The sequence below is a fragment of the Dermatophilus sp. B7861-1 genome, assembly GCF_058996045.1.
This window is the reverse complement of the sequence record NZ_CM180082.1, coordinates 2,060,970-2,083,191: the sequence shown is the minus strand read 5'-3', so window position 1 is coordinate 2,083,191 and position 22,222 is coordinate 2,060,970. Positions and strand designations below refer to the sequence as shown.

Here is a 22,222-nt window from a genome sequence, read left to right as displayed (position 1 = left end):
CGATTCGAGGTCGAGATGCGCGCGCATGAGGCTGGAGCAATGCATGCTTCAGGGTATGGGGGGCCGCCGTTGTGGCTGCCAACGCCATCGGATGTCAACGAGTTGCTGCCGCAGTTATGGCCTATGGGTGTTGGGCGTGATGACTGTGGCCGGTTACGGGTTGATGGGGTGAACGCGGTCGCTCTTGCTGAACAGTTTGGTACGCCTGCGTATGTGATGAGCGAGAAGGATTTCCGGTATCGGGCGCGTGCGTTTAAAGAGGCGTTCGAGTCGGCCTTCGGGGTAGGACGAGCGCATGTTTATTACGCGGGTAAGGCGTTTTTGTGTACGCAAGTGGCTCGGTGGGTGATGGATGAGGGCCTAAGTCTTGATGTGTGTTCTGGTGGTGAGTTAGCGGTGGCTCAGCGGGTGGGGTTCCCTGCTGAACGGATCGGAATGCATGGCAATAACAAGTCAGTGGCGGAGATCGAGCAGGCGCTGTCGTATGGGGTGGGGCGTCTGGTGGTTGATTCGTTTGACGAAATCGAGCGGGTGGAGCGGGTTGCGGCACGGCTGGGGGTGGTTGCGCGGGTGATGGTGCGGGTGACGGTGGGGGTGGAGGCTCATACGCACGAGTACATTGCCACGGCGCATGAGGATCAAAAGTTTGGTTTTTCGTTGGCTCAGGGGGTGGCAGCTAAGGCGGTGGAGGCGATTCGTTCCCGGAGACATATGTGTCTAGTGGGTTTGCATAGCCACATTGGTAGTCAGATTTTTGTTTCAGATGGGTTCCATGTAGCGGCGCGTCGGTTGTTGGGTTTGTTGGCGCAGTGCCGTGATGAGCAGGGCAGGGCGCTTCCTGAGCTTGATCTTGGCGGTGGGTTTGGGATTGCTTACACGAGTGAGCATGAGCCGATGCCGCCTTCGCGTATTGCGCAGGAGTTTGCGGTGTTGTTACAGCGGGAGGCTGAGCAGGTTGGTGTTGAGGTTCCTGTGATTTCGGTGGAACCAGGGCGTTCGATTGTGGGGCCGAGCACATATTCGTTATATGAGGTGGGGACGTGTAAGGACGTTGCGTTGCCAGGCGGTGGGCGGCGTCGATATGTGTCGGTTGATGGTGGCATGAGCGATAACGTGCGGGCGGCGTTGTATGAGGCTGACTACAGTGCGACGTTGGCTTCGCGGGTTTCGCAGGCTGAGCCGGTGTTGTCGCGGGTAGTGGGAAAGCACTGTGAGAGCGGCGATATCGTGGTGCTGGATGAGTATTTGCCAGATGATTTGGTGCCAGGCGATCTTGTTGCGGTTCCTGGCACGGGCGCGTATTGCCGTGCGTTGTCGAGCCAGTACAACCATGTTCCGCGTCCACCGGTGATTGCGGTGCGCGATGGTGTTGCGCGAGTGATTGTTCGGCGTGAGACGGTGGAGGACATCTTGGCTTTGGATGTGGACGAAGGGTGATGGCACTGGTGGTGTGTTGTCGGGTTGGGGGTTGTTGCGGCGTGTGTTGATGGGGACTGGTTCGTTGGTTTGCGTTCTGGTCTGGTCGAGTGTGTTGTGTACGAGTTGATGTAGTAGAGGTGAGCAGTCCAGTGATGAACGATGACTCTCGGCAGGTTCCGCTTCGTGTGGCGTTGCTTGGTTTTGGTGTGGTTGGTTCTGCAGTTGCGAAGGTGCTGACTGAGGGAGCTGAGGATTTAGCTGCGCGGGTTGGTGCGCCGTTGGAGTTAGTGGGTGTGGCGGTGCGCCGGGCTGGGGTGGATCGTTCTGCGTCGGGGTTGCCGGCGGAGTTATTCACTACTGATGCGCAGTCGTTGGTGGAGAACGCGGATATTGTGATCGAGGTTATTGGTGGGATTGAGCCTGCGCGCTCGTTGATCCTGCGGGCGTTTGATCACGGTGCGAGTGTAGTGACGGCAAATAAGGCGTTGCTGGCTGAGGATGGTCCGACGCTATATGCGGCTGCGGAGAAAGCTGGGGTGGATATTCACTATGAAGCTGCGGTGGCAGGTGCTATTCCGTTGCTGCGTCCTTTGCGGGAGTCTCTTGCTGGCGATTCGGTGAATCGTGTGCTCGGTATCGTCAATGGAACGACGAACTACGTGCTGGATCAGATGGATTCGACTGGTATGGGGTTCGATGAGGCGGTAGAGCGTGCTCAGCAGCTTGGTTATGCCGAGGCTGATCCAACTGCGGATGTTGAAGGGTTTGATGCTGCGGCTAAGGCAGCGATTCTGGCGTCGTTGTCGTTCCACTCGCGGGTGGCGTTGAAGGGTGTGTCCCGGACGGGGATCACTGAGGTGACAAGCGCAGATATGCGTGCAGCGCGGGCCATGGGGTGTGTGGTCAAGCTGTTGGCAATTTGTGAGCGTACTGATGTGGGTGAGGGGGAGGGTATTTCGGTGCGGGTGCATCCGGCGATGGTGCCGGTGACGCACCCGTTGGCTGGTGTTCGTGGGGCTTACAACGCGGTGTTTGTTGAGGCTTCGGGGGCTGGCGAGTTGATGTTCTATGGGCCTGGTGCTGGTGGTGAGCCGACGGCTTCGGCAGTGATGGGTGATGTGGTGGCCCAAGCTCGTCATCGTGTGCAGGGTGGCCGTGGGCCAGTGGAGTCGGCGTATGCGGATTTGCCGGTGTTGGATCCGGGTCAGGCTCAGACTCGGTATTACCTGTCGTTGGATGTTGAGGATCGTCCAGGCGTGTTGGCGTCGGTGGCGGGATTGTTCTCTGAGGCTGGTTTGTCAATTGAGCAGGTTCGTCAGGAGTCGATTGCTGCAGATGAGGATGGCCAGGAGTCTGGTCATGCTGAGTTGGTGATTGTGACGCATCAGGGTAGTGAAGCCTCGTTGTCGGCGACGGTGAAGGCTGTGTCGGGTTTGGGGGTTGTTCGCGGAGTTAATTCTGTGATGCGGGTTGTGGGGAGTTGAGGGTGAAAGGTAGCGCGGTGGTTGAGGTGTTGCCGGTGGGGACGGCGGTGCGGGTGCGGTCCTGCGCTAGTTCGGCCAACTTGGGGCCCGGGTTCGATTCAGTGGGTTTGGCCTTGGGGGTGTGGGATACGTATGTAGCTGGCGTGGTAGAGACCCCTGGGCTGACCATCGTGATCGACGGTGATGATCAGGGTGTTCCTCGTGATGAGAGGCACCTTGTTTATGCGTCGATGCGTACTGCTTTTGAGCAGGCTGGGGTCGCGGTTCCTGCTGGTTTGGTGTTGAGGTGTGCTTCAACGGTGCCGCAGGGGCGGGGGATGGGGTCTTCGGCAGCAGCTATTACGGCGGGCGTGGCGTTGGCTTTCGGGCTGGTTGCCGTGGCTGAGCAGAATCAGGGTGATGCGCTGGGTCAAGGTGAGGTGCAGATCGACCTTGATGCCGTTAGCGATCTTGCCTCTCGTTTGGAGAGGCATCCTGATAATGCTTCTGCCAGTGTTTTTGGTGGTGCCACGGTGTCGTGGGTACTGGATGAGGCGGGCGAGCAGGTAGAGCCAGTTCCACGTTTTGCCTCTGCGGTGGTTCCGTTGCATCCGAATATTGAGCCGTTGGTGGTTGTGCCTACGGCTCAATTGCCGACGTCGATTGCGCGATCGGTTTTGCCGGCTTCGGTGCCGCATGGTGAGGCTGCCCGTAACTCGGGTACGGCTGCGTTGTTGACGTTGGCGTTGTCGCAACGTCCTGATTTGTTGTTGCCTGCTACGAGGGAGTGGCTGCATCAGGAACAGCGGCGTGGCTCGCTGGGGGCATCGATGGAACTTGTTGATGAGTTGAGAGCTCGAGGGCTGGCTGCTGTGATCTCCGGTGCGGGGCCGAGTGTTCTTGTGTTGGGCTCTTCTTCGGGTGATGCGTCGGTGGTCGAGGCTGTGGTGGCCGGTCGTAGTAGTCAGGGGTGGAAGGTTCTTCGTCCTGGTGTTCCGACGAGAGGTGTGAGGGTTGAGCGTGTTACTCTTGAGGCGCTCTCTGGCGGAGATGTTTCGCTCGCCTGATCAGACCCTGTTCTGACCCTTATCTGACGGGGCCTGCGGATCATTAAGGAGACGGGTCATTTCAGCGGCCTAGATCTTGTTGTTCGATCCGTTCACTTTCGTGCGATGTGCCCCCGATGCGGCGACGATCCGCTTTACCGGTATCCGCTTTCCGATGCCGTGTCCGCTGAGAGTTTCACGTATTCGAAACGGCGCCAGGAACGCGCCTGTATTCACATCCGGTGAATCAGCCCCGTTCTCTGCCGCCGTCCACATGCTGCCGTATCCTTCGGCCGCCGTGGCAAAAACCTCGGAATGAAGCGAGTTGCTCGCCGAGGGGAAGGAACGTTTGTGACCGACACCACCGAAGCGGGTGTGGGAACCGCCCCCAAGCGTCGCGGTCTCACGACGATGCGTCTGGCGGAGCTGCAGGAACTTGCACGGAATATAGGTATCCCTGACACCACTGGGATGCGTAAGGGTGATTTGATCACCGCTATTCGCGAGGTTGAAGGAGCAGGTCGCGGTAGTGGCCGCAACTCCTCTCGACCGGAGCGACCTGCTCAAACAAATGAAGGCTCCGCTAGATCTGTGGAGACCAGTGAGCAGAGCCGTGCCAGTGAAAAGCGGGAAGATCACGGCGCACAAGATCACGAGAAGCGGACCCGCGTGTCGGAGTCCGGCCGCGAGCGCTCGCACGAGACGCGCGAAGACAAGGGTGATGAACAGGCCGTGGAGGGTATGGGACGCTCCGACAGGCAGGAGCAGAACGGCTATGACCGTTCCGGACGGGGTGAGCGCGGCGACCGTGGTGGCCGCCGTAACCGCAACCGCGATGATGAGCGCGCAGAGCGCCATGAGCGTGGCGGTGACCGGGATCGCTCGGACCGCGGCGACCGTGGTGGCCGCCGTAACCGCAACCGCGATGATGAGCGCGGGGAGCGTTTTGAACGCGGTGAGCGTGGCGAGCGGGGTGGCCGCCGTGGACGTAACCGCGACGAAGATGACTCCCGTGGGCGCCGCCGTAATCGGAACCGTAACCGTGATCGTGACCGCCGTCGGGGTCGCGATGACTTCAGTAACGACCAGGTGGAGTCCTACAGCGAGGATGACGTTCTGGTCCCGGTAGCGGGCATTTTGGACGTACTGGACAACTATGCGTTCGTGCGTACGAGTGGCTACTTGCCAGGCCCGGGTGATGTGTATGTGCCTTTGGCCATGGTTAAGCGTCACGGGTTGCGTAAGGGCGATGCCGTTACCGGTGCAGTGAAAGCGTTGCGTGAGGGTGAGCAGCCTCCGGCGCGACAGAAGTTCAATGCTTTGGTGCGTTTGGACACGGTGAATGGTGGTACGCCAGAAGCAGCTCGAGGGCGTGTTGAGTTCAATAAGTTGACTCCGCTGTACCCGCAAGAACGTCTCCGTTTGGAGACCGAACCGAATGTGTACACCACCCGAATCATGGATCTGGTGTCACCGATTGGTAAGGGACAGCGAGGCCTCATTGTCAGCCCGCCCAAGGCTGGTAAGACGCTGATGCTGCAGGCGATCGCCAACGCGATCACAACAAACAATCCCGAGGCTCACCTCATGGTTGTGCTCGTTGATGAGCGGCCAGAGGAAGTCACGGACATGCAACGCACGGTTAAGGGTGAGGTTATTGCCTCTACTTTTGATCGGCCTGCCGATGACCACACCACGGTTGCCGAGCTGGCGATTGAGCGTGCTAAGCGTCTGGTCGAGTTGGGGCATGACGTGGTTGTGTTGTTGGACTCAATCACCCGGTTGGGGCGTGCCTATAACTTGGCGGCTCCGGCAAGCGGTCGCATCCTCTCTGGTGGTGTCGATTCTGGTGCGCTATACCCGCCGAAGAAGTTCTTTGGTGCTGCCCGCAACATTGAGAATGGTGGGTCTTTGACCATTCTGGCTACCGCTCTGGTTGAGACCGGCTCGAAGATGGACGAGGTTATCTTCGAAGAGTTCAAGGGCACCGGCAACATGGAGCTGCGGTTGTCACGTCAGCTTGCTGATCGTCGAATTTTCCCCGCTGTCGATGTGAACCCCTCGGGCACGCGTCGCGAAGAGATCCTCATGAGTTCCGAGGAATTGAAGCTCATGTGGAAGCTGCGTCGGGTTCTTTCGGCGCTAGAGCCGCAGGCTGCGCTAGAACTGTTGCTGTCGCAGATGAAGAAGACGAAGAGCAACGCAGAGTTTTTGATGATGGTGCAGCGGAACTCCAGTATCAAACTCGAAGATGAGTGACCTGGCTGCCGGAGGTAGTCAGAGTGAGTAACTTTGAAGATTGACGTGCGAGGGTGTCTGCTCCTGCGGTGATGGCCGCACGGGCAGATGCCCTCGCTCCTTGTATCTACGCAATCGCGTGTTGTATTGACACTGAATGTTGGAGTAGCGGACGGTTGGCCCCCAGGGGCTGCGAGCGCTAAAGGCATTGCTAGGCTGCAAATCCAGGGCTGAGCGCGTCGAAGGGAGCTGGCATGACAGGACCGAAGAGTTCCCTTTCCGTGCGAACCAGGATGATTCTTTTCACGACGCTGTTGATTGCGTTGCTTGTGTTGATCGGGAGCTCATCAGCGTGGATCAGCACTCATGCTGCCTCAATGGTGCAGAAGCAGGCGGAAGTGATTGCGCCGGCCAGAGCCGCCAATGTTCGGGTATTGGATGATTTGCGTTCGGCTGAGCGGTCTTTCTCGGCTGCCGTGACTGCTAGTCAAGGCGCTGAGATCGGTGATGTTTCTTCGTCTGCTGACTTGCTGGCGCCATGGAATCGGTTCTCTCAGAGGTATACAACTGATATTGATGCGGTGCAGCGTCTGGCGTGGCTATGGCCATTGAATGACACATCCAGGGTGGGAAATCTTTCGGAACAGATTGCCCAGATGCGGGCTTCGACGGCTGCCTGGGTAGAGGCCAGCCGATTGCTGACGAAAGCAGCTGAAGAAGAGACACCCCCGCAGTCAGACATGGTGAGGGCGCGGGCGTTGTACGGAGTCGCCATGCAAGACAATGCGGCGGTTCAAGCCACTTTGGATGCGGCGGCGATCTCGTGGCGCTCGCAAGTGGTGGACATGCTTGGTGATGGTGCCCGGATTGTTTTGACTGCTACGGTGCTTGCCGCGTTGTTGGCGATTTTTACGGCGTGGCGGACGGTGCGTAGTTTGACTGGCCCGTTGCTTGGGCTGCGGGAAACGTTGCGCAGGCAGGTGGAGGGGGAGCGCACGGCGTGGGCCAATGTGGAGGCAGGAACGCCGGAGATTCGAGCGGTAGCGGCGGATTTGAATCATTTGAATCGGGAGCATCTGCGGCTGGTGGATCAGCAGGCGCAGTCGTTGGCGCTGCTGCAGGCTGGCAACGATGCCGTGATGTTGGTTTCTCGTGAGACGAGCATGGTTCGTGCAGCGCAGGTTGCTACGGATGCCATTGGCACTACTTTGGCAGTTGATGCAGTTCGGTTGGCTGGATGGACCGATGAGGGGCCATATGCCGCAGTGTGGTCGCGGACGGCGACTGCTCGTTTACAGGTTCCAGAAATGTGGTGGTACCGGATTTCGGCGCATACGCCACCGACGATAGAGACGCCGTATGCGGTGCGTGTATGGGATGGCGGGGCTCGTAGCGAGCTTGACTCTTTGGATACGTGGATTGCTGAGGATCCTGTGGTGGTGCGTTCTAAGTCGGCGTTGTTCTTGCCAATACTTGTTGATGGTGATGTTGCTGGTGTGATTTCGGTCAGCTCTTGGGCTGATGAGCGCTCGTGGGATGCCTCGGAGATCGCTTATATAGAGCGGGTGATGCGTGAAATGGCTCGCAAGGGCGTGGCTTTGGCTCGCGCATGATGAGGTGGTTTCTCACATAGCGGGAGCTCAGGCATAATTGACTTTGTCTGCCGGTTCACGCAACGCGCCGGTTCACGCACATGGCGTCCACCTCATCATTCGGATGATTTCGTGCGACCCGGCAGCCTCTACCAAGGAGAAACCATGCAGAAAAATATTCACCCTGAGTACCACGAGACAACGGTTACTTGCACGTGCGGTAACCAGTTCACCACCCGCAGCGCTGCGAAGAGTGCCGCTATCAGCGCCGACGTTTGTGCGCAGTGCCACCCGTTCTACACGGGCAAGCAGAAGATCCTAGACACTGGTGGCCGTGTTGCTCGTTTTGAGGCCCGCTACGGTAAGCGCAAGGCCAACTAACGGTCGTGATTGATGCGCCGGACCCGATACTGGGTCCGGCGCATCGTTGTTTCGTCGCGGTGTGCGCGGCGTTGGTGATGAGAGGGGATTGGCATGGAAGTTCAGTCGTTACTGGAAGCTGCACAGCCTCATGTTGAGGAGTACCAGCGGTTGGAGAAAGACCTCTCGGATCCAGTGCTGCTGGCAGACCAGGGACGTTTCCGGGCGGCAAGTAAACGGTTCGCTGCTTTAGGGCCAGTGGTTGCTGCGGCTCGTGAGCTTGAGCAGGTGCATGGCGATCTTGAGGCAGCGATTGAGTTGGCTGATGAGGATGCTGCGTTTGCTGAAGAGTTGCCTGCGCTGCGTCAGCAGCTGGAGAGCGTAGGGCAGAGGCTGCATCATTTGTTGCTGCCACGCGATCCTGATGATGACCGTGATGTGTTGCTGGAGGTGAAGGCAGGTGAAGGTGGGGAAGAGTCTGCCTTGTTCGCGGGTGACCTTGTTCGTATGTATATGCGTTATGCGGAGCAGCGGAACTGGAGTGTGCAGGTTCTGGAGGCCACTGACTCAGACCTAGGCGGGTACAAAGACATTCGGCTGGCGGTAAAAGCCAAGGGCACCCCTGAGCCTGGCCAAGCTCCCTGGGCACGTTTGAAGTATGAGGGTGGTGTGCATCGGGTGCAGCGTGTGCCAGTGACGGAAAGTCAGGGTCGTATTCATACTTCTGCGGCAGGTGTGCTTGTGATGCCTGAGGTGGAAACCGATGACGAGATCGAGATCGGCCCTAATGACGTGCGTGTTGATGTTTATCGTTCTTCGGGCCCGGGTGGGCAGAGCGTTAATACGACGGATTCTGCTGTGCGGTTGACTCACTTGCCTACGGGGATTGTGGTGACGAGTCAGAACGAAAAGTCACAGTTGCAGAACAAAGAGTCTGCGATGCGGGTACTGCGTGCCAGGCTTTTGCAGGCACAGCGAGATGCGGCTGAGGCTGAGGCTTCGGCTGCGCGGCGGAGCCAGGTTCGTACCGTTGACCGTAGTGAAAGGATTCGTACATACAACTATCCGGAGAACCGGATTGCTGATCACCGTACGGGGTATAAGGCTTACAACCTCGATACTGTGCTGGATGGTCAATTGGACCCCGTGGTGGAGTCAGCGATGCAAGCTGATGAGCGGGCACGCATGGCGCAAGCCACCTCATGACCGTTCAATCATGCTCTTTTGGGCAGGCCTTGCGGCAGGCGACCAGAGATCTTCAGGCCGCTGGAGTCCCCTCACCTCGGCGTGATGCTGCGCTGCTTCTGGCGTATATAACTCGATGTGACACAGCAGATGTGGAGCGCTCTGCACTGTTAGGGCATGCCTTAACAGCAGCGGATATTGCAGCTTACGAGCTGGTAGTAGGGAAAAGGTCGCGCCGGATTCCTTTGCAACACATCACTGGGTTGGCGCCGTTTCGTCATCTTGAGCTGTGTGTAGGGCCTGGGGTGTTTGTTCCGCGGCCTGAAACGGAAATGCTTGCTGGGCTTGCCATCGATGCAGCTACAACGCTCGTGCAGGAAGGGGTTCATGAGCCGCTTGTAGTGGACTTATGCACCGGCTCTGCAGCGATCGCTTTGGCTATCGCGACGGAGGTGCCTCAAGCGCGGGTGATTGCTGTTGAGCTTTCCGGTGATGCTGCACAGTGGGCTGAGCGCAATATCACTTCTATGGCAGCGCAGGTGGAGTTACGTCGCGGAGACGCCACAGCTGAGGCTGTCACGGGCGACCTTGATGGAACTGTTGACATTGTCGTTTCTAACCCGCCGTACATACCGCCAGATGCGATTCCTGTCGACCCTGAGGTTGCTGAGCATGATCCGGCAATGGCGCTATATGGGCTTGGCGATGATGGTTTGGCCATCCCTGCGGCCGTAGCGTGGCGAGCAAGTGGCCTGCTGCGGCCAGGTGGCCTTTTCTTGATGGAACATGCAGATGTGCAGGGTAAAGCGATTGTTGATGTGCTGCTGGGGCAGCAAAGTTGGGTAAAGGTTCATGATCAAAACGACGACACTGGCCGCCCCCGGCATGTAGTGGCCACCCGTGCCACCAGTGGAGAAAACAGCTGACCGGGGGCGTTCTAAGCGCGCGTGGAGGACACGATCGTAAGATCGTCAGTGGCACAACCGTAGACACTCCTATGTAGGGGTGGAGGAGGCACAGATGAGCGAAATCGTCGACGGCACCGACAGCGAGACAGCCGATTCGGCGATCCATGCTGTTGCCGATGCGGTACAGCGCGGAGAAGTGGTTGTCATCCCTACTGACACGGTCTACGGCGTGGGAGTTGATGCTTTCAACAGTGAAGCTATTGGTGACCTCCTTGTCGCGAAAGGACGTGGTCGTAGTATTCCGCCACCGGTTCTTGTACCGAACAAGCGCACGCTTGATGGGTTGGCTACATCTGTCCCGGACTATGCTCGCCGGTTGGTGAATGAGTTTTGGCCCGGCCCGTTGACGATTGTTCTGCAGGCACAAAGTAGCCTCGTATGGGATTTGGGTGACACCAACGGAACTGTGGCACTGCGCATGCCAGACTCTGAGCTAGCTTTGGCTGTTTTGGCTCTTACTGGCCCTATGGCCGTCACGAGTGCAAATAAGCATGGCCACCCGGCTGCGACAAGCGCTGCTGATGCTGAGCGCGAACTCGGTGATGCTGTGTCTATCTATCTCGATGGGGGCCCAGCTAGCCGTGGGCAGGCCTCGACGATTATCGATGCCACAGGCGCAGACTTCACAGTTCTGCGTGAAGGTGAAATATCTGAAGCACAGTTGCGTTCGGTGGCATTTCCTGGTGACGACGTTGCGCTTGCAGACACGCCCGAAGTTGAGCAGAGACCTGAAGTCGAGCAAAAACAATCGCACCCTGGTGAGAAAGCCACGAGTGCATCGGCTGAATCGTCAGCTGAAGAGCAAGGCACATCACACGTCGAGCAGAACAAGGAACATGCGAGAACGAATACTGAACCACCTACAGCAGGTAGTAGCTGTTCATGAAGTTCTGGGTCGACACCAAGGCTCAGACTGCTCTCTGCCTCGGGGGAAGTCAGATCTCGTGACTCTAGAACTCACGCGTGTCACGTGGTCGGGGGTAAACCGGCGTTGGCAGGAGGGCTAGCGTGCGCGAGTACTTTTTCATTGCGACGCTTGCTGCTGCTTGTACTTTCGTTATCACTCCATTGATTAGGCGGCTGGCTGTGCGTGTTGGTGCGGTTACCGCTGTGCGTGCTCGTGATGTGCATTCGCAACCGATCCCACGGCTGGGCGGGTTAGGTATATGTCTCGGCTTTCTTGCTGCGGTGCTAGTGGCTCGACAATTGCCGCATCTATCTCAGATTTTCGACAGCACTGAAATTCTTGGTATTTGCGCTGGGGGAGTTTTAGCTGCTGCAGTCGGGGCTATTGATGACATTGTTGAGCTTGATGCTCTCACTAAATTAGCGGGTCAAGCTATTGCTGCTGGAGTGATGGCATGGTTTGGTGTGCAGCTGCTATCGATTCCACTTTTCGGTGTCACGGTACTTCCTAGTCCGGTTCTTATTGGTTTGACCGTTTTTATCGCCTTGGTTGCGATGAACGCAGTCAACTTTATTGACGGCTTAGATGGGTTGGCTGCAGGAATTGTTGCTATTGCTGCTTTTGCTTTCTTTATCTATGCCTATCAGCTTTCGTATACTTACGATCCGCCGAACGTCATCTCCACCGGCACGTTCGTATGTGCTGCTATTTCTGGAAGTTGTATCGGATTTTTGCCGCATAACTTTCATCAGGCCAAGCTGTTTATGGGGGACTCGGGGGCATTATTCCTTGGGCTGATGCTCTCTGCTGCGATGATCTCAATGATCGGCAATATCGATCCGACGGCTCACGTTACGCAGAACGATGAAATCGTTCTCTACTTGCCTTTGATTGTTCCAGTGGCGGTTCTGGGTATTCCGTTGTTGGACATGTTTATGGCTGTGGTTCGGCGTGTGCGCCGGGGGCAAAGCCCTTTCCAAGCTGATGCTCAGCACCTTCAGCATCGAATGCTTCGCATTGGTCACTCGCATAGGCATGCGGTGCTTTTGCTGTATTTGTGGGCGGCCATCGTTGCTTTTGGGGTTGTCTCGTTTAGTTTTGTTGATGGGCTTATGCCGCTGGCAGGGATCATGTTGCTCGCTGCTGTTGCTTTGGTGCTCACGCTCAATGTGGGGGATCGGATGCGGATGCGGCGTTCTCGGCTTCGGCTGTCCAAAACCCGTGAGGCTGAATGAAAGCAATCGGGGGTGTGGGTGCCGAACTGGCGGATCGACCAGGTCATGCGTGTTAATCTCAGGTAAGGAACAGCTGTGGCTCAGATTTAAAGGAATCTTCTCAGTGGCGTTGTAAAACGCTGCTGGTGCTCACAGGAAAGTTCATGCCCCGCCAACAGGTGGAGGCGCTTGCTCCCACTGGCCGAACTTCAAACTGCTTCAACTGATTTCGAAGATTTCGCTCGATGTCTGTACGCAGCGTTGAATGATCGGCTAGGTTTTGAAAACTCTTGGCCGACGATGACCCAAACCTTCAAGGGGGTGCCCCGTAGTGACGTCCACCATGACGCATTCGAGGGCACGCATCATCACTGACGTCGGTGTCGAGTCTGCTTTTAAACCGATGATGTTGACTGCATGCTGCGCTAGTGCGGCTGCGGCGCTCATCACCACCGTGACTGCTATAGCTTTCGGGCCTGACGGAGCAGCGCTGGCCTCCTTTGCAGGAGCTACATTTGCCGCCCATTTTTTCGCTATGGGGGCGCTAGGTATCTGGCTGATCTTGCGTGGGCCAACCGCCAACTACCTCGTCGGTGCTTTAGGCGTGTACGTGATCCAAGTCATCGCGCTTGGGGTCGTGCTCATGCAGCTGCCTCGCATTCACATGCCAGCCCCTGAGTGGTTCAGCGCGAGTGTCGCTGTGGAAGTCGTGGTGTGGCAATCAGCACAGGCGTACTCCTTGCTACGTACCCGTGTATTTGCTTACTCCACAGCTGAGCGAGGTGAGTCGTGAGATACGTGCCACCCTCGCAACGACGAAACACCGACTGGAACGCCCTCGCACAGACCGAAAAAAACACGTCAGACAACGCATCCAACGCAGCATCGCGCCTGGTGGCTTACCTAATCGCCGGTCCTGTCGTGTACGGCGGGTTGGGCTACCTCATCGACATATGGCTCGGAACACGATTCGGTATCGCAGTCGGAACTCTCCTGGGGCTCGGGTTGTCTTTGTACATCGTCTGGCTCCGGTACGGTGGGAGCCAATCCCCTGTCCCTTCCGCCTTCGCGCCGCACACCGCCAAGGTGAACGAGCCGGTAGCGCGTCCTAACGTGACCGCTTCCCCCGGATTGAACCGCACAACATCTGAGGAGATTTCGTGAGCTTCACCAGCGCGGCCTTCGCCGGAGCCCTCACCGCTTCCGGCAGCGAGTTCGTGGCACCCTCCACCGGTGACTTCTGGACCCCACTCATCGGCGACGGTGCATTCGCTTTCACCCGCCCCATGCTGGTGTCCCTCGTGGCAGTTGCCATCATCGCCACGTTCTTGTTCCTCGGTGCCCGCCGCGCAGCGGTCGTGCCCACCAAATCCCAGTTCCTCGTCGAATTCATTTACGACTTTGTTCGTAACGGCATCGCACGCGACATGATTGGCAGCAAACACTTCCTACGTTTCCTGCCGCTGCTGCTGGCCTTGTTCACCTTCATCCTGGCCAACAACCTTGCTGGCGTGATCCCGTTCTTGCAAAACCCGCCCACTGGCCGAATCGCCTTCCCTCTCGCCCTTGTTCTAGTGGTGTACCTGGCTTACCACTACGTCGGCCTCAAACAGCATGGCGTTGGCGGCTACCTCAAAACCATGGTCCCCGGTGGCCTTCCCGCCTGGATAGTGCCTTTCATCTTCCTCATCGAATTCGTCACCAAGTTCCTCATCCAGCCGATGACTCTCACCCTGCGACTTTTCGGCAACATGCTTGCCGGTCACATGACTCTGGTGCTGTTCATTCTCGGCGGTGAATTCCTCCTCTTCAGCGCCCCCGGAGCTCTCAAAGCCGCAGGCATTGCTGCATACGGCGGAGCCTTCCTCATGACCTGCTTCGAGATGCTGATCCAGTTCCTGCAGGCCTACGTATTCACCTTGCTCACTGCTTCCTACATTTCAAGCTCTCTCGAAGAAGCACACTGACACTTTTCTTCTAGCCGCATCTGCACCAGGTGATGCGCCCGATACTCACAACTTCATAGACCACCCGTTCACACGAACGATGCTTCGGCACCAGCCGAGGTAACTCACCACCAGAGAAGGAATCTGCAGATCATGACCGGCTCCCTTTCCCTCGTTGGCTACGGCATCTCGACGCTGGGCCCGGCCCTCGCGATCGGCCTCATCTTCGCTGCCCTCATCAACGGTGTGGCCCGTCAGCCTGAGGCCAAGAGCGTCCTCCAGCCGCTGGCCATCCTGGGCTTCGCTGTCGCCGAGGCACTCGCCATCCTGGGCTTCGTTCTCGTCTTCATCCTCCGCTGAGTCCGACCGCCCACCCCCAACGCCCGGCCTAACCAGGCCGGGACGATGCATGGCACAAGGAGTTCTCCGTGCAGAACATGTCGAACCTCGCGGCCGCCGTTCCCGCCGCAGCGGGCGGTGGCGGCAACCACGGCTTAGGCATGCCGATTCTCCCTCACCTCGGTGAGTTGATTTTCGGCTGTGTCTTCTTCGCCGTCTTCCTTATCTTCATTATCAAGTACGTCGTTCCCAAGATGGAGACCGCCTACACACAGCGTGTGGACGCCATTCAAGGCGACATGAGCCGTGCGGAGAAATCCCTCGCCGAGGCGGAAGCTCTTAAGGCCGAGTACCAGCGGATGATGGAAGACGCCCGCCACGAAGCAAACCAAATGCGCGAACGCGGCCGTGAAGAAGGTGCTGCAATCGTTGCCGAGATGCGGGCCCAGGCCAGCGCTGAAGCCGAGCGCATCATTGAATCTGCCCGTCGTCAGGTTGAAGCCGAACGCGCAAGCGCCATGGCTGAACTGAAAAACGACGTCGGGCGAATCTCCACCGATCTGGCAGGTCGCATCGTCGGCGAGTCCCTTCAGGACGACGCTCGACGCAACGGTGTCATCGAGCGGTTCCTGCAACAGCTCGAAGACGGCACCTTGCAGCGTGAGACCTCCACGATGGACCGGGCAGGTCGCTGATGGATGGTGCACCCCGCTCGGCATGGCAGAGCGCGGTCGAGACACTCGCCGGTTACCAGCGGGCCGGAGGTCCTGACCTCCGTTCCCTGGCCGGAGAGCTGTTCTCGGTCTCGGAACTTCTTGCCGACAACGCCAAACTACGAATGGCTCTCACGGATCGCTCACGCGATGCGTGGTCCAAGCGTGAACTGGCACGTCGTCTTTTCGGTGGGCGACTCAGCGAACCTGCTTTGGCTGTTGTCGAGGCCGCCGTCTCTGGGCACTGGAAAGAGTCCTACAACCTCATAACCGGTATGGAACGCCTCGGTGGCGACTGCGTCTTGGCCGCAGCGCAAACCGAAGGAAACCTTGACCAGATAGAGCGCGAGCTCATCGCCGTCGAGGAAAAGTTCCGTCAGGACCACCAGATCGGTGCAGCGCTCTCTGGGGATCGCGGAGACAAGCGCGCTAAAGCAGAACTCGTGGCGCGCCTGCTGGCCGGAAAAGTTCTGCCCGACACTGTCTGGATCGCCCAGCGCCCCGTGCTTAACCCCCGCGGGTACGACTATGCGACGGTCATTCGGCGCTACCTCAGCCTCGCGGCTAAACGACGACAGGCAGTCACCGCTGTCGTCACCACACGTACATTGCTCCCACAAACAGTCGTCAGCCGGCTGCAAGCGGGCCTGAGCAAAATGTACGGAACCACCATTTTCGTCACCCAGGTCGAGGACCCCCAGCTGCTCGGCGGTCTTCGTATTCAGGTCGGCGACGAAGTCATCGACGGCACGATCGAGCGTCGACTGGCCGATGTCAGCCGCACCTTGAGTGTGTCCTGATACCAGCACCGCCCGGTGTCAGGCACCGAGGCACACCGCCGGATCCCCGGCACCGATAGCCCAACTGGCCGCCTCGCGGCCGCCGATGAGGAGAGAGACTTAACGATGGCGGAGCTCATGATCCGTCCGGAGGAAATCCGGGACGCCCTCGACCAGTTCGTCCAGTCATACGAGCCCGATGGGGCCTCCCGCGAGGAGGTCGGACGCGTCACCGACGCCGGTGACGGCATCGCACACGTCGAGGGCCTGCCCTCAGCGATGACGAACGAGCTGCTGCGCTTCGAGGACGGAACCCTGGGCCTGGCCCTGAACCTCGACCGCCACGAAATTGGTGTGGTCGTTCTGGGTGATTTCTCCGGCATCGAAGAAGGACAGGCAGTGCACCGCACCGGAGAAGTTCTCTCCGTGCCTGTCGGCGACAACTACCTCGGCCGCGTGGTGGATCCCCTGGGTCGCCCGGTAGACGGTCTTGGCGAAATCAAGGCAGAAGGACGCCGCGAGCTTGAACTCCAGGCTCCTAACGTGATGTCGCGTAAGAGCGTTCACGAGCCACTACAAACCGGTATCAAAGCCGTTGACGCGATGGTGCCGATTGGTCGTGGCCAGCGCCAGCTCATCATCGGTGACCGTCAAACTGGTAAAACCACTGTTGCCGTTGACGCAATCCTGAACCAGAAAGCCAACTGGGAATCGGGAGACCCCAACAAACAGGTCCGATGCATCTACGTCGCTATCGGTCAAAAGGGCTCCACGATCGCCTCGGTGCGCGGCACCCTCGAAGAGGCCGGCGCTTTGGAGTACACCACCATCGTCGCCGCCCCCGCTTCTGAGTCCGCTGGCTTCAAGTACCTGGCTCCCTACACTGGTTCGGCCATCGGCCAGCACTGGATGTACGGCGGAAAACACGTCCTCATCGTCTTCGATGACCTGTCCAAGCAGGCCGAGGCTTACCGTGCAGTGTCGCTACTGTTGCGCCGCCCGCCGGGCCGCGAAGCCTACCCCGGTGACGTTTTCTACCTGCACTCTCGCCTGCTTGAGCGTTGTGCCAAGCTCTCCGACGAGCTTGGAGCTGGTTCGATGACGGGACTACCCATCATCGAAACTAAAGCCGGTGACGTCTCCGCGTACATCCCCACCAACGTCATTTCCATCACCGACGGCCAGATCTACCTGCAGGCCGACCTCTTCAACGCCGACGTACGCCCGGCTATCGACGTGGGTGTCTCCGTCTCCCGTGTTGGTGGTGCCGCGCAGATCAAGGCAATGAAGTCGGTCTCCGGGCGCCTCAAGATCGACCTGGCCCAGTTCCGCGCCATGGAAGCATTCGCCATGTTCGCCTCCGACCTCGACGCAGCCTCCCGAGCTCAGCTTGACCGCGGCGCCCGCCTGGTTGAACTGCTCAAGCAGCCACAAAGCTCCCCGCTGCCCGTCGAACTACAGGTTGTGTCGGTCTGGGCTGGCACCACCGGAAAGCTCGACAAAGTCGAGGTTTCCGACGTGCGCCGCTACGAGGCTGAATTCCACGAGTTCCTCCAACGCAACCACCAGGCAGTCCTCAATGGCATCGTCGAAACCGGCAAACTCGACGACGCCGCAATCGATGCCCTCGAGACCGCAGTGAAGGAATTCGACAACCAATTCCAGGCCGGTAGCGGAGGAGCAATCACTCCCGGCTCAGTTGCCGAGGACGTTGACGCCCTCAGCGACGAGCAAATGGACCAGGAGACGATCCGACGCGGCTGAGGCCTGTAAGCCGCCGACATCACACAATGTCGGCGGCCCGGTCCAGCCCGTCCGATCCGATCAGGAAGGCGGTTTTCCATGGGAGCGCAGATCCGGGAGTACCGGAGCCGCATCCGCTCCGTCACTGCGACGAAGAAGATCACGAAAGCCATGGAGCTCATGGCTTCGTCCCGACTGGGTAAAGCCCGTCGACGCGTCGAAGCCACCACTCCCTACGCCGACGCGATCACCAAAGCACTTGCTGCGGTTACACGACATTCGGACGTCGATCACCCCCTCACCCGTGTGGTAACCAACCCTCGCCGGGCAGCGGTTCTGGTCGTCACCAGTGACCGAGGACTAGCAGGTGCGTACTCGGCCAACGTCCTCAAAGCAACAGAGCGACTCGTCGAACGCCTCAACCAGCAAGGCATCGAAGTTTCAGCGTTCCTTTATGGACGCAAAGCAATCCAGTACTTCTCCTTCCGTTCACGCGAGTTCGTCAACTCCTGGGAAGGAAACACGGATGCGCCGGTCTACGAGACCGCCGTAGAGATCTCCGACACCCTGCTTGATGGCTTCCTTACCGACAGCCAACCCTTCGACGAGGTCCACGTGGTCTACACGCGGTTCAACTCGATGGTTTCCCAAGAGGTCCGCGCCCGCCGCGTACTACCCCTGGCTGTCGTCGATGCCGAGCACGAACACGAGAAAATGCACTCGCTGTTCGAGTTCGAACCAAGCGCAGACGAAGTCCTCGACGCCGTACTACCCCAGTACGTACGTCACCGCATCTACAACTGCCTGCTCCAGGCGGCCGCATCCGAACTGGCCAACAGGCAACGAGCCATGAAATCGGCAACTGACAACGCCGAAGAGCTCATCAAGACTTACACCCGGCTGGCGAACCAAGCTCGCCAGGCCGAGATCACCCAGGAGATCACCGAGATCGTGGGCGGCGCGGACGCGCTCGCGGACGCGTGATCGGGCGAGAGAACGAGGAGTACTCAGCAATGTCAACTGCGTTCGTCGAGGAGTCCAGCCAGGACGCCAACGCGCCCGGCACAGGACGGCTTGTCCGCGTCATCGGCCCCGTCGTCGACGTCGAGTTCCCCGAGGACTCGATGCCAGAGATGTACAACTTGCTTTACAGCGAGGTGACCCTCTCCGAAGGAGAGCGTCGCATCAACTTCGAGGTCGCCCAATTCATCGGCGACAACGTCGTTCGTGCCGTCGCTTTGCAACCAACCGACGGTCTTGTCCGTGGCCAGAAAGTGATCGACACAGGCGACTCCATCCAGGTCCCGGTAGGTAACGCCACTCTTGGTCACGTCTTCAACGTGACCGGTGACTGCCTTGACCTTCCCGAAGGAGAAAAGCTCGAGGTCGGTGAAACCTGGGGCATTCACCGCAAGGCTCCCGCATTCGATCAGCTCGAATCCAAAACCCAGATGTTCCAGACGGGTATTAAGGTCATCGACCTGCTCACCCCGTATGTGCAGGGTGGAAAGATTGGTCTGTTCGGTGGTGCCGGTGTTGGTAAGACCGTTCTGATTCAGGAAATGATTGCTCGTGTGGCCCGCGACCACGGTGGTGTATCCGTGTTCGCAGGTGTTGGTGAGCGTACCCGTGAAGGTAACGACCTCATCGTCGAAATGGAAGAAGCTGGCGTTCTCGGGCAGACCGCGCTCGTGTTCGGCCAGATGGACGAGCCCCCAGGTACCCGTCTGCGCATCGCCCTGTCTGGCCTCACAATGGCCGAGTACTTCCGTGACGTGCAGAACCAGGACGTGCTGCTGTTCATCGACAACATCTTCCGGTTCACGCAGGCCGGTTCCGAGGTTTCTACGCTGCTGGGTCGTATGCCCTCGGCCGTGGGATACCAGCCGACGCTGGCCGACGAAATGGGTGTGCTCCAAGAGCGCATCACCTCCACACGCGGCCACTCCATTACCTCGATGCAGGCCATCTACGTGCCCGCCGACGACTACACCGACCCAGCTCCGGCCACGACGTTCGCTCACCTGGACGCCACTACCGAGCTGAGCCGTGAAATCGCCTCCCTGGGTATCTACCCCGCAGTGGACCCGCTGACCTCCACGAGCCGTATTCTCGACCCGCGGTACATCAGCAAGGCCCACTACGACACCGCCGTGCGCGTTAAGGGAATCCTGCAGAAGAACAAGGAACTCCAAGACATCATTGCCATCCTCGGTATGGACGAACTCTCCGAGGAAGACAAGATCGTCGTCAACCGCGCCCGCCGCATCCAGCGCTTCCTGTCGCAAAACACCTACGTTGCCAAGCAGTTCACCGGCATCGAAGGATCGACAGTTCCGCTGGACGAAACCATCGACGCATTCACACGCATCTGTGACGGTGAGTACGACCACGTCCCAGAGCAAGCGTTCTTCATGTGTGGTGGCCTCGACGACGTCGAGCGCCAGGCCGCAGAACTCGCTAAGAAGTAACCACCATTGGTGCACCCCAACCGGGGTGCACCAATGCAACAGGTGTGGGGCTCCGACCATAGTCGGAGCCCCACACCTGTGATGGACACCTGGATGTGTCATATGACTTGGACAAGGAAATAAAACACACTCATGTGATGTAAATGGTGGCCGATGGGGGATGTGTCAGCGCGGCAACGCCGCCGCGACACACTCAGCCAGGGAAGGCCCCGCCTTGTTTACACAGATCCGCATCGCAAGCTCACGTATCGCCGGCCGTGCAACGATAGCTACCGCATCCGCGCTGCTTTTGGCCCCCGCCTTCGTAGCAGCCGCCGCGGTTCCCAACACCGCCCCCACCACTGGCAAAACCTCCACCACCCAAAACACGGCAGCCCGGCCCAGCAGCGTCTTTGCCGTACGGGCCTCCTCACACCCCAGCGCAGTACGCGACGCATCCGGCAAACTCTGGGAACGCATGCCACTGACCTTCGGCACAACACAACGCTCCCGTGTCACTGTCACCTCCGTGCCCTCACCCCGCGAACGCATCGCTTACCAGTCCCTGGCCAACAACGCCACGGGCTATCAACTGCCCGTACCCAACGGCACCTACCGGGTCCGGCTCATGTTCGTTGAACCTTCCGCAGCCCCCGGCGAACGCGTCTTCGACATCACCGCCGAAAACCGCAAGGTCGCAAACCGATTCGACATCGCTCGTGTTGCTGGACGCAACCGCGGCTACGACCTCAACATCACCACCCGCGTCACCGACGGCCTCCTCAACATTAAATTCACCTCTCGCAGCGCCAAAAAACCCGTCATCAGTGCCGTCACTGTCACCTCCCGCGGCAAAGTCGCCACCCCCAGCAACACTCGCGTCGTCAAACTCAACGCGCGCTCACCCTTCTACACCCCTATCGACAAAGCACCACTGGCCGCGAACTCCGAGCAGTCCATCGCGCACCTTGCCAGCCAAGTGCGCGACAACTGGGGCGGAACCGCAGCTACTAACGCCTACGAATTCAACGGCGCAGTCAACATCGCCACCCCCAAAACCCCCCGCATCCGCGTGGGATTCCACAACTGCCAGAAAAAACCCTCCACTCCCGCAGGTCTCTACGACGGCCCCAAATACTTCGTCAATGTTCCCGTTCCAGCCAATGCCACCGCAGCACGCGGCAGCGACGGTGAAATGAGCATCTACAGCCCCGCCACCGATCAACTCTGGGAGTTCTGGCAGATGCGTCGCGGCACTAGCGGATGGGAAGCATGCTGGGGCGGACGCATCGACAAAGTATCTAGCAATATCGGCCAATTCGCCTTCCCCTACGGCGTTAGCGCTTCTGGATTAGCCATGGCCCCCGGCCTCATCGGTATCGACGAAGCACGCCGAGGCACCATCAACCACGCCATGTACCTGGCTGTTCTCGACAGCCACCGCTGGGATAAATTCTCTTGGCCCGCCAACAGATCAGACGGTATCTCCACCAATCCCAACGCCCTCATGGAAGGGCAACGCATCCGCCTAGACCCCACCATCAACCTCAACGACTACAACCTCACCCCCTTCGGGAGAATGGTCGCCGAAGCTGCACAAAAATACGGCTTCATCATCTCCGACAGATCCGGAGCCGTTGCCGTCGCGACCCAAGACGGCCGAGCCGAACAAGCCCGCACCGGCATCAACCCCTGGGGAACCCTGCTAGGCGGCCCCGCCTACAGCGCACTGAAAAACTTCCCCTGGGACAAAATGCAAGCCCTTCCCAAGGACTACGGCAAGAACTGACCAGGCACACAGTCAGGGAGGCCGGACAAATCCGGCCTCCCTGAGGCCGCATCCCCGGCACAGAGGGATCC

At 58.9% G+C, this 22,222-nt stretch carries 20 protein-coding genes; all 20 read left to right on the top strand.

Annotation, left to right across the window (positions count from 1 at the left end):
* Positions 1-15 precede the first annotated feature (15 nt).
* Positions 16-1,437, top strand: coding sequence for a diaminopimelate decarboxylase (gene lysA / locus AC2T9U_RS09205; protein WP_493695893.1), 1,422 nt, complete (start codon positions 16-18; stop codon positions 1,435-1,437).
* Between the two features lie 134 nt (positions 1,438-1,571).
* Entirely contained in the window at positions 1,572-2,903 is a 1,332-nt protein-coding gene (locus AC2T9U_RS09200) for a homoserine dehydrogenase (protein ID WP_493695892.1), read from the top strand.
* 2 nt (positions 2,904-2,905) lie between these two features.
* Complete coding sequence (locus tag AC2T9U_RS09195) at positions 2,906-3,949, top strand: homoserine kinase (protein WP_493695891.1); 1,044 nt, start codon at positions 2,906-2,908, stop codon at positions 3,947-3,949.
* Between the two features lie 330 nt (positions 3,950-4,279).
* On the top strand, positions 4,280-6,187 hold the full coding sequence (rho, locus tag AC2T9U_RS09190) for a transcription termination factor Rho (protein ID WP_493695890.1): 1,908 nt from the start codon (positions 4,280-4,282) through the stop codon (positions 6,185-6,187).
* A gap of 233 nt (positions 6,188-6,420) precedes the next feature.
* Positions 6,421-7,779, top strand: a complete 1,359-nt coding sequence (locus AC2T9U_RS09185; protein ID WP_493695889.1) for a hypothetical protein — start codon at positions 6,421-6,423, stop codon at positions 7,777-7,779.
* A 144-nt stretch (positions 7,780-7,923) separates the two neighbouring features.
* Positions 7,924-8,139, top strand: coding sequence for a 50S ribosomal protein L31 (gene rpmE / locus AC2T9U_RS09180; RefSeq protein WP_115029363.1), 216 nt, complete (start codon positions 7,924-7,926; stop codon positions 8,137-8,139).
* A gap of 93 nt (positions 8,140-8,232) precedes the next feature.
* Complete coding sequence (gene prfA / locus AC2T9U_RS09175) at positions 8,233-9,324, top strand: peptide chain release factor 1 (RefSeq protein WP_493695888.1); 1,092 nt, start codon at positions 8,233-8,235, stop codon at positions 9,322-9,324.
* Positions 9,321-10,229: a peptide chain release factor N(5)-glutamine methyltransferase gene (gene prmC, locus AC2T9U_RS09170; RefSeq protein ID WP_493695887.1), complete on the top strand. Its 909-nt coding sequence runs from the start codon at positions 9,321-9,323 to the stop codon at positions 10,227-10,229. Before prfA ends, prmC begins: the two co-directional genes overlap by 4 nt.
* Positions 10,230-10,323: 94 nt before the next feature.
* Complete coding sequence (locus AC2T9U_RS09165; protein ID WP_493695886.1) at positions 10,324-11,157, top strand: L-threonylcarbamoyladenylate synthase; 834 nt, start codon at positions 10,324-10,326, stop codon at positions 11,155-11,157.
* A gap of 122 nt (positions 11,158-11,279) precedes the next feature.
* The gene (locus AC2T9U_RS09160) at positions 11,280-12,413 is read left to right on the top strand and encodes an MraY family glycosyltransferase (RefSeq protein ID WP_208302993.1); all 1,134 of its coding nucleotides are present in this window, start codon (positions 11,280-11,282) and stop codon (positions 12,411-12,413) included.
* Positions 12,414-12,723: 310 nt separating this feature from the next.
* The gene (locus AC2T9U_RS09155) at positions 12,724-13,185 is read left to right on the top strand and encodes a hypothetical protein (RefSeq protein WP_493695885.1); all 462 of its coding nucleotides are present in this window, start codon (positions 12,724-12,726) and stop codon (positions 13,183-13,185) included.
* A complete protein-coding gene (locus AC2T9U_RS09150; RefSeq protein ID WP_115029374.1) occupies positions 13,182-13,556 on the top strand; it encodes a hypothetical protein in 375 nt (124 codons plus the stop codon). The genes AC2T9U_RS09155 and AC2T9U_RS09150 overlap by 4 nt, the downstream gene beginning before the upstream one ends.
* Positions 13,553-14,359, top strand: coding sequence for a F0F1 ATP synthase subunit A (atpB, locus tag AC2T9U_RS09145; protein ID WP_028327097.1), 807 nt, complete (start codon positions 13,553-13,555; stop codon positions 14,357-14,359). The genes AC2T9U_RS09150 and atpB overlap by 4 nt, the downstream gene beginning before the upstream one ends.
* A 132-nt stretch (positions 14,360-14,491) precedes the next feature.
* Complete coding sequence (locus AC2T9U_RS09140; RefSeq protein ID WP_028327096.1) at positions 14,492-14,698, top strand: ATP synthase F0 subunit C; 207 nt, start codon at positions 14,492-14,494, stop codon at positions 14,696-14,698.
* A gap of 77 nt (positions 14,699-14,775) precedes the next feature.
* Complete coding sequence (locus AC2T9U_RS09135) at positions 14,776-15,372, top strand: F0F1 ATP synthase subunit B (protein ID WP_034401089.1); 597 nt, start codon at positions 14,776-14,778, stop codon at positions 15,370-15,372.
* Positions 15,372-16,190, top strand: coding sequence for a F0F1 ATP synthase subunit delta (locus AC2T9U_RS09130; protein ID WP_208302995.1), 819 nt, complete (start codon positions 15,372-15,374; stop codon positions 16,188-16,190). The genes AC2T9U_RS09135 and AC2T9U_RS09130 overlap by 1 nt, the downstream gene beginning before the upstream one ends.
* 105 nt (positions 16,191-16,295) lie before the next feature.
* Positions 16,296-17,933: a F0F1 ATP synthase subunit alpha gene (gene atpA, locus AC2T9U_RS09125; protein WP_115029378.1), complete on the top strand. Its 1,638-nt coding sequence runs from the start codon at positions 16,296-16,298 to the stop codon at positions 17,931-17,933.
* A gap of 78 nt (positions 17,934-18,011) precedes the next feature.
* Positions 18,012-18,896, top strand: coding sequence for a F0F1 ATP synthase subunit gamma (locus tag AC2T9U_RS09120; protein ID WP_115029379.1), 885 nt, complete (start codon positions 18,012-18,014; stop codon positions 18,894-18,896).
* Positions 18,897-18,925: 29 nt separating this feature from the next.
* Entirely contained in the window at positions 18,926-20,383 is a 1,458-nt protein-coding gene (atpD, locus tag AC2T9U_RS09115) for a F0F1 ATP synthase subunit beta (protein ID WP_028327092.1), read from the top strand.
* A 214-nt stretch (positions 20,384-20,597) separates the two neighbouring features.
* On the top strand, positions 20,598-22,151 hold the full coding sequence (locus AC2T9U_RS09110) for a malectin domain-containing carbohydrate-binding protein (RefSeq protein WP_493695884.1): 1,554 nt from the start codon (positions 20,598-20,600) through the stop codon (positions 22,149-22,151).
* Positions 22,152-22,222: the final 71 nt, after the last annotated feature.

What these genes read in the sequence shown, in the direction of transcription:
- lysA (WP_493695893.1), top strand. Translation starts at nt 16, where the DNA reads ATGCGCGCGCATGAGGCTGGAGCAATGCATGCTTCAGGGTATGGGGGG.
- AC2T9U_RS09200 (WP_493695892.1), top strand. Translation starts at nt 1,572, where the DNA reads ATGAACGATGACTCTCGGCAGGTTCCGCTTCGTGTGGCGTTGCTTGGT.
- AC2T9U_RS09185 (WP_493695889.1), top strand. Translation starts at nt 6,421, where the DNA reads ATGACAGGACCGAAGAGTTCCCTTTCCGTGCGAACCAGGATGATTCTT.
- rpmE (WP_115029363.1), top strand. Translation starts at nt 7,924, where the DNA reads ATGCAGAAAAATATTCACCCTGAGTACCACGAGACAACGGTTACTTGC.
- prfA (WP_493695888.1), top strand. Translation starts at nt 8,233, where the DNA reads ATGGAAGTTCAGTCGTTACTGGAAGCTGCACAGCCTCATGTTGAGGAG.
- prmC (WP_493695887.1), top strand. Translation starts at nt 9,321, where the DNA reads ATGACCGTTCAATCATGCTCTTTTGGGCAGGCCTTGCGGCAGGCGACC.
- AC2T9U_RS09165 (WP_493695886.1), top strand. Translation starts at nt 10,324, where the DNA reads ATGAGCGAAATCGTCGACGGCACCGACAGCGAGACAGCCGATTCGGCG.
- AC2T9U_RS09140 (WP_028327096.1), top strand. Translation starts at nt 14,492, where the DNA reads ATGACCGGCTCCCTTTCCCTCGTTGGCTACGGCATCTCGACGCTGGGC.
- AC2T9U_RS09135 (WP_034401089.1), top strand. Translation starts at nt 14,776, where the DNA reads ATGTCGAACCTCGCGGCCGCCGTTCCCGCCGCAGCGGGCGGTGGCGGC.
- AC2T9U_RS09130 (WP_208302995.1), top strand. Translation starts at nt 15,372, where the DNA reads ATGGATGGTGCACCCCGCTCGGCATGGCAGAGCGCGGTCGAGACACTC.
- atpA (WP_115029378.1), top strand. Translation starts at nt 16,296, where the DNA reads ATGGCGGAGCTCATGATCCGTCCGGAGGAAATCCGGGACGCCCTCGAC.
- AC2T9U_RS09120 (WP_115029379.1), top strand. Translation starts at nt 18,012, where the DNA reads ATGGGAGCGCAGATCCGGGAGTACCGGAGCCGCATCCGCTCCGTCACT.
- atpD (WP_028327092.1), top strand. Translation starts at nt 18,926, where the DNA reads ATGTCAACTGCGTTCGTCGAGGAGTCCAGCCAGGACGCCAACGCGCCC.